This is a genomic window from Dietzia cercidiphylli (assembly GCF_014145145.1).
Lineage (GTDB): Bacteria > Actinomycetota > Actinomycetes > Mycobacteriales > Mycobacteriaceae > Dietzia > Dietzia natronolimnaea.
This window is the reverse complement of record NZ_JAALEA010000104.1, coordinates 1-7284: the sequence shown is the minus strand read 5'-3', so window position 1 is coordinate 7284 and position 7284 is coordinate 1. Positions and strand designations below refer to the sequence as shown.

Genomic DNA, 7284 nt, shown 5'->3' with positions numbered 1-7284 from the left:
CACCGGCGGCCACGAGTCCGGGCGACGGCGGGGGCGAGGCGGACGCGGACACGTCCCGGCCGGCACGCAGCTCCCCCTCGACATCGGTGAGGAGTGCCGCCACCACGAGGCCCGCCACCAGCAGCGCGACGGTGACGAGGACGACCCCGATCCGCCACGCCGGGCCCCGCCCCCGCCACACGCGCCGTTCGGTCACCGACCCCCACCCTCCCGGACTCACCCCGCACCCGACCGGGCAGCGGCCATCAACCACCCACGCTAGCGGGCGACCTGACGACGAGCGCCCCCGGTGCCGAACCGGCCTACTACACTCGACGCGAATTCCCGGGCGCGCGTCCGGGGTCCCGAGAACGCCGATCAGCGAGGTACGCCAGTGTCCGTCGAAGTGACCATCGAGATCCCCAAGGGCTCGCGCAACAAGTACGAGATCCACCACGAGACCGGGAAGATCTACCTCGACCGGTTCCTGTTCACCTCGATGGGCTACCCGGCCGACTACGGCTACATCGACCACACCCTGGCCGACGACGGCGACCCGTGCGACGCGCTGGTCCTGCTCGACGAGTCGGTGTACCCCGGCGTGATCGTCAACTCCCGCGTCGTGGGCGTCTACACGATGTCGGACGAGGCCGGCGGCGACGACAAGCTGCTGTGCGTGCCGGCCCTGGACCCGCGGTGGGAGCACATCCAGGACGTGAACGACGTCCCGGAGTACGAGCTCAAGGCGATCGAGCACTTCTTCCTCCACTACAAGGACCTCGAGCCGGGCAAGCACGTCACCCCCGGCGAGTGGCGGGACAAGGCCCACGGCGAGAAGCTCGTGGCCGAGGGGATCGAGAACTATGGCACGCATCCTGAGGAGAAGGCCGAGCCCAACCGCGGCTGACCCCGGCCCGCCGCATCCCGTCCCACGACGACGCGAAGAGCGTTCCGCACACATCGCCCGAGAGGCGGGTGCGCGGAACGCTCTTGTCGATGCAGGAGGCGGGTGTGCCGGCCGGGCCAGGCGAGGCGGGGCGGGGCGGGGCGGGGCGAGCCTGGCGGGGCGGTCTGCGCCGGGACTCAGCGGCCGGTGAACCTGGCCTCGCGCTTCTCCAGCGTCGCCGAGATGGCCTCCATCATGTCGGCGGAGGCGAGGAAGCCCGCGTTCCACGTGGCCACGTAGCGGTTGTTCTCGTAGATCTGTCCCTCGATGCCGCGGTTCAACACCTCGCGGGTCCCGCGGACGACGAGCGGGGGGTTGCCCGCGATCTCGGCGGCGGTGGCGTGGGCCGAGTCCAACACGCCGGCGGCGTCCTCGGCCACGTGGGTGACCAGCCCGTAGCGCAGGGCGGTCTCCGCGTCGATGTCCCGTCCGGTCAGGGCGAGCTCCCGGGTCAGCCCCTGGCCGATGATGTGGGGCAGCCGCGCGAGCGACCCCATGTCGGCCACGATCCCCACCTTGACCTCGCGGATCGAGTAGGAGGAATCGGCGGCACCGTGGCGGACGTCGCACGCGGAGATCAGGTCCACGGCGCCCCCGATGCAGCGGCCCTGGACCGCCGCGACAGTCGGGGTCTTGGCCGACGCCACCGAGTCGATGGCGCGGCGCATGTTCTCCACGAAGTCCAGGATCCGCTCGTTACGAGAGGCGTCCGGGGTCTTGTCCTGGGGCAGGAAGTCCATGAACTGCGGCATCATCGCCATCAGATCCAACCCGTAGGAGAAGTTCCGGCCCTCACCGGCGATGACGGCGGCGCGGACCTCCGGATCGGCGTCGAGTTCCGCCATCACACGGGGCATCTCCGCCCAGAAGTCGGGCCCCATACCGTTGTGGGGGCCGGGCCCGATCAGCGTCACCTGCGCGACGAACGGGTCCCGGACCCCCTTCTCGATGCGGACGGAGGAGTACTGACCGGGCGCGGCTGAGGTGTCTGGAGTGCTCATGCGCTCAGCCTGCCATGGCCTCCTCAGGCGCGGGCGTCAGGCATGACGAACCACAGGATCACGTAGAGCAGCACCTGCGGCCCGGGCAGCAGCAGCGAGGCCACGAACAGGACGCGGACCAACACCGGGTCCAGCCCGAAGTAGTCGGCCAGTCCGCCGCACACGCCCCCGATCCAGCGGTCCTCGGACCTGGTCAGTCGCTTGGGCTGGGAGTCTGAAGGGTAGGTCATGACGTGTCACCTCGTCGTCGTCGGAAATTGGTGGCCGGGGACCTCTCCCCGATGACCTCCAGTCTCCTCCCCCGCAGCGTCCACCACATCCGGGACGGACCCCGAATCCGACCCTGAACCGCGCCTCGGGGTGGGGACGCGGGAGCGGGCGCGGACTCAGCTGTGGAACTCGCCCTCAGGTGTGGAACTCGCCGCAGTCCACGGTGAGGGTCTGGCCGGTGATCGCCGACGCGGCGTCCGAGAGCAGGAACACCACCGGGTCGACGATCTCGCGCTCGCCGGGCAGGCGGCGCAGGTCCATCTTCTCGGCGGTGTGGGCGTAGACGTCCTCCACGGTCCCGCCGTACTTGCCCGCCAGGTGTTCGAAGTACCCCTTGAGGGTCTCGCCGTAGATGTACCCGGGCGCCACGGTGTTGACGCGGATCCCACGCGGTCCGAGCTCGGTGGCCAGGGAATGCCCCAGCGCGACGAGGGCGGTCTTGGCGATCTTGTAGCCGGCGTAGCGCTCGCGGGAATGGTGGATGACGGCCGAGGCCATCATCACCACGGAGCTGCTCGCGGGCGCGGCGTCGATCTGCTCCGCATCCGGGGTCTCCGCGCCCGCCTCGAGCAACGGGGTGAACTCCTGGGTGGTGCGGAGCGCGCCGAGGACCGACAGGTCGATCCCCCGCGAGATCTGCTCGTGGTCGGTCTGGGCCAGCGGCTTCATGCTGGGCACGGCGAACGCGCTGTAGACCAGGCCGTGGACCGCGTCGGTGTGCTGGGCGACGGTCTCCCGCAGCGCCCGCACGGAGTCGGGCTCCGTGGCGTCCACCGCGGCGGCGATCGCGGTGCCACCGGCGGCACGGACCTCGTCGACGATCCCGTCGAGCCGGGAGGCGGTGCGGGCGGCCACGACGACGGTCGCCCCCTGTTCGGCTGCCCGCAGGGCGAGGGTCCGCCCGAAACCGGGCCCCGCTCCCACGATCACGACGGTCTTGCCCTGGAGAGGTTCTGACATGAGTCAATAGAACCAGTTCTACCCACGCTGTGGGGGGAAGTTCATCCGACCGGGATACCATCCGCACGTGCACACCATCCCTGAGCAGTATCTTCGCAGCTCACAGGCCCCGAGCCCCCGGACATTGCTGGACGTCCTGGGCTCCGCGGCCCAGGGTCACCCGGACGCCCCGTGCCTCGACGACGGAGCGCGCGTGTTGAGCTACCGCGAGGTGTGGGAGGAGATCCACACCTCGGCACGCTGGATGCAGCAGCAGGGGGTCGGGGCGGGCGACCGGGTGGGCATCCACATGCCCTCCGGCGGCGTCGAGTTGTACCTGGCGATCCTGTCGACCCTCGCCGCCGGGGCGGCGTACGTCCCCGTGGACGTGGACGATCCGGCCGACCGCGCCGAGCTGGTGTTCGGGCAGGCGCAGGTGGCGGCCGTCTACACCGCCCAGGGGATGCGGGTCACCGACCCCGGACGTCCGGCCGACCCGTCGCGACACCGGGCCCCCACCGTCGACGACGACTGCTGGATCATCTTCACCTCCGGCACCACCGGCCTGCCGAAGGGTGTGGCGGTGACCCACCGCAGCGCGGCCGCGTTCGTGGACGCCGAATCGCGGATCTTCCTCACCGGCGCCCCGCTCGGCCCGGGCGACCGGGTGCTGGCGGGGTTGTCCGTGGCGTTCGACGCCTCCTGCGAGGAGATGTGGTTGGCCTGGGCACACGGGGCGTGCCTGGTGCCCGCGCCCCGGTCGATCGTCAAGTCCGGGCTCGACCTGGGCCCGTGGCTGCGCGACCGCGGGATCACGGTGATCTCCACCGTCCCGACCCTGGCCTCGATATGGCCGGAGGAGATGCTCGCCGACATCCGCCTGGTGATCCTCGGCGGCGAGGCCTGCCCGCCCGAGCTCGCCGCGCGACTCGCGGGAGACGGCCGGGAGGTCTGGAACACCTACGGGCCGACCGAGGCCACCGTGGTGGCGTGCGCGGCGCAGCTGGACGGCAGGGGTGAGGTCTCGATCGGCCTGCCGCTGGACGGATGGGACCTGGCCGTGGTCGACGCCACGGGACTGCCTGTCGGCTACGGCGAGTCCGGCGAGCTGGTGATCGGTGGCGTCGGACTGGCCCGATACCTCGACCCGGACAAGGACGCCGAGAAGTACGCGCCCATGGAGACCCTCGGGTGGGAGCGCGCCTACCGGTCCGGCGACGTCGTGCGCCTCGAGGCCGACGGCCTGTACTTCACCGGCCGCGTGGACGACCAGGTCAAGATCGGTGGACGCCGTCTCGAGCTGGGTGAGGTCGACACCGCCGTGTCCGCCCTGCCCGGCGTGAGCGCGGGAGCCGCCGCGGTCAAGAAGACCGACGCGGGCCAGTCCGTGCTGGTGGCCTATCTCGTGGCCGACGACCCCGTGGGCTTCGACCTCGCCGACGCCGCCGGGATCCTGCGCGACCGCCTGCCGGCGGGTGTGGTCCCCCGGCTGACCCTCGTCGACGAGTTGCCCACCCGCACCTCGGGGAAGGTCGACCGCGCGGCCCTGCCGTGGCCCCTCGCACAGACCTCGGCCGCCGAGACCGAGCTGGACGGCACCGACGCGTGGGTGGCCGAACTGTGGTCCTCGGCCCTCGGTGCCGACGTCTCCGGGGTGGACGAGGACTTCTTCGCACTGGGAGGGGGCTCGCTCGCCGCCGCCCACGTGGTGGTGGCGGTCCGGGAGCGCTTCCCCGGCGTCACCGTGGGGGACATCTACGACCGCCCGCGCCTGGGCGACTTCGCGGGATACCTCGACGAGCTCGAGCCGGTGGCCACGGTGGAACCGCGACACGTCAGACCGGTCGGCCGCGGTGCGCAGGTGGTGCAGGTCCTGGCGACCCTCCCGCTGCTGACGGTCACGGGGCTGCAGTGGCTCACCTGGCTGGGGATCGCCAACAACGTCGCCGCCTCCGTGGGAATCCCCTGGGCGCGCCCGGTCTCGTGGTGGGTGCTCGGGATCCTCGCGGTGTTGCTGCTGTTGCCCGCGGGCCGCACGGTGGTGACGGGGCTCCTCTGCCGGGTCCTCATGGCCGGGGTCACCCCGGGCACCTATCCGCGGGGCGGCTCGGTCCACCTTCGCCTCTGGGCGGCCGAACGGCTGGTCGAGGCCTCCGGCGTCGCCAACCTCGAGGGCGCCGGCTGGCTCACACCGTTCGCGCGGCTTCTCGGCGCGTCGATCGGCCACGGCGTGGACATGCACACCCTGCCCCCCGTCACCGGGCTGCTGACCGTGGGCGACGGGGCCTCCATCGAGCCCGAGGTCGACCTGGCCGGGCACTGGATCGACGGCGACGTCCTGCACATCGGAGCCGTGGCGATCGGCGAGAACGCGGTGGTGGGAGCCCGGTCCACACTGCTGCCCGGCGCGGTGGTCGGCAGCGGCGCGCACGTGGAGATCGGGTCCGCCGTGGTGGGCACCGTCAAGGCCGGGAAGCGCTACGCGGGCTCACCCGCCCTCAAGCGGGGCAAGCGGGGCTCGAGCTGGCCGGCCGAACCCGCACCCCGCAGTCGCGTGTGGAGCGTGATCTACCAGCTCTCGGCGGTGGCCCTCGGCGCGATGCCGCTACTCGCCCTGGCCGCCGGACTCGCGGTGGTGGCCTGGGGGGCGCGGGACGCCACGACCCCCGGCCAGCTGTTCCTGAGTACCACCCTGTGGTCGGTCCCCGGGACGCTGCTCGCGCTCGCGTTGTTCGCCGCGCTCACGCTGGTGTCGGTCCGTGCGCTCTCGGTGGGCCTCGAGGAGGGGTTCCACCCGGTTCACTCGCGCATCGCGTGGCAGGCCTGGTGCAGCGAGCGCATCATGGACGCCTCGCGGAACTGGCTGTACCCGCTCTACGCCTCGATGCTCACCCCGATGTGGCTCCGGGCGCTGGGCGCGCGGATCGGCAAGGACGTGGAGGCCTCGACCGTCCTGCTCATCCCCTCGCTCACCACCGTCCGGGACGGGGCGTTCCTCGCCGACGACACGATGGTCGCGCCGTACGAACTGGGATCGGGCTGGATGCGGTTGGAGCAGGCGCAGGTCGGCAAACGCGCGTTCCTGGGCAACTCCGGAATCGCGTCCGCCGGCCGCAAGGTCCCCGCGCGCGGGCTGGTCGCCGTGCTGTCCTCCGCGCCGCAGAAGGCCAAGAAGGGCACCTCGTGGCTCGGTTCACCGCCGCAGAAATTGCCCAGGGCCGTGACCGACGGCGAGAGCGATGTGCGCACCTACCAGCCGCCCCGGCGCCTCAAGGTGGCCCGCGGCGCCTGGGAGACCCTGCGCCTGGTCCCCGTGTGGCTCTCGTTCCTGCTGCTGGTCAGCGTCCTGGTCGTGATGCAGGAGATCCACCGGGAATGGGGCTTCGGCGTCGCGGCGCTGGCCTCCGGGGTCACCCTCGCGTACGCCGGACTCGTGGCCCTGTTCGTCTCGGTGCTGGCCAAGTGGCTCCTGGTGGGCAGGATCCGCGCGGGCGAACAACCCCTGTGGTCCTCCTTCGTGTGGCGCAACGAGGTCGCCGACTCGTTCGTCGAACTCCTCGCCGCGCCCTGGATGGCCCGCCCCGCCTCCGGCACCCCGATCCTCACCGTCATGCTGCGGCTGCTCGGGTCGCGCATCGGCCGGGGTGTGTGGTGCGAGTCCTACTGGCTCCCCGAGGCCGACCTGGTCTCCCTGGGCGACGCCGTCACCGTCAACCGCGGCTGCGTGGTGCAGACCCACCTGTTCCACGACCGCATCATGCAGATCGACCGGGTGGACATGGCCGACGGCGCCACCCTGGGCTGCCACTGTGTGACCCTCCCGGCGTCCTCGATCGGCGACGGCTCCACCGTGGGCCCGGCGTCGCTCGTCATGCGCGGCGACCGTATCCCCCCGGGCACCCGCTGGCAGGGCAACCCGATCGCGCCCTGGCGGGGCTGAGCGGGGCGCACCCGGGCGGGACGCACGAGGGCAGAGGCGCCCGCGTGTGTCAGCCGCCGGCGATCGCGCGGAGCGCCTCCAGGTGTGACCCGTAGGCCCTGCGCCCCTCGCGACTGAGCGCCAACCAGGTCCGGGGTCGCTTGCCCACGTACCCTTTGCGGACTTTGACGTACCCGGCCTTCTCGAGCACCGCGACCTGCTTGGACAGC

General features: G+C 71.8%; 6 protein-coding genes and 1 pseudogene. 2 read left to right on the top strand and 5 right to left on the bottom strand.

Annotated elements, in window-relative coordinates; translation table 11 throughout:
• Positions 1-196 (bottom strand): annotated as a pseudogene (locus G6028_RS04505) (D-alanyl-D-alanine carboxypeptidase/D-alanyl-D-alanine endopeptidase); the annotation flags it as partial.
• A gap of 177 nt (positions 197-373) precedes the next feature.
• Here G6028_RS04505 and G6028_RS04500 point away from each other — a divergent pair.
• Complete coding sequence (locus G6028_RS04500; RefSeq protein ID WP_179524465.1) at positions 374-886, top strand: inorganic diphosphatase; 513 nt, start codon at positions 374-376, stop codon at positions 884-886.
• Positions 887-1062: 176 nt separating this feature from the next.
• Here G6028_RS04500 and G6028_RS04495 read toward each other — a convergent pair whose 3' ends face one another.
• From G6028_RS04495 to G6028_RS04485, 3 genes are all read right to left on the bottom strand, one after another.
• Positions 1063-1926: a crotonase/enoyl-CoA hydratase family protein gene (locus G6028_RS04495; RefSeq protein ID WP_179524464.1), complete on the bottom strand. Its 864-nt coding sequence runs from the start codon at positions 1924-1926 to the stop codon at positions 1063-1065.
• Between the two features lie 23 nt (positions 1927-1949).
• Positions 1950-2156: a PspC domain-containing protein gene (locus tag G6028_RS04490; protein ID WP_182644919.1), complete on the bottom strand. Its 207-nt coding sequence runs from the start codon at positions 2154-2156 to the stop codon at positions 1950-1952.
• A gap of 175 nt (positions 2157-2331) precedes the next feature.
• Positions 2332-3156, bottom strand: coding sequence for an SDR family oxidoreductase (locus G6028_RS04485; protein ID WP_182658177.1), 825 nt, complete (start codon positions 3154-3156; stop codon positions 2332-2334).
• A 67-nt stretch (positions 3157-3223) separates the two neighbouring features.
• On the opposite strand from G6028_RS04485, the gene G6028_RS04480 reads away from it, so the two are divergent.
• The gene (locus tag G6028_RS04480; protein ID WP_182617501.1) at positions 3224-7075 is read left to right on the top strand and encodes a Pls/PosA family non-ribosomal peptide synthetase; all 3852 of its coding nucleotides are present in this window, start codon (positions 3224-3226) and stop codon (positions 7073-7075) included.
• 49 nt (positions 7076-7124) lie between these two features.
• Here the strand turns inward: G6028_RS04480 and G6028_RS04475 are convergent, their stop codons facing one another.
• Complete coding sequence (locus G6028_RS04475; RefSeq protein ID WP_241730541.1) at positions 7125-7283, bottom strand: transcriptional regulator; 159 nt, start codon at positions 7281-7283, stop codon at positions 7125-7127.
• Position 7284 lies beyond the last annotated feature (1 nt).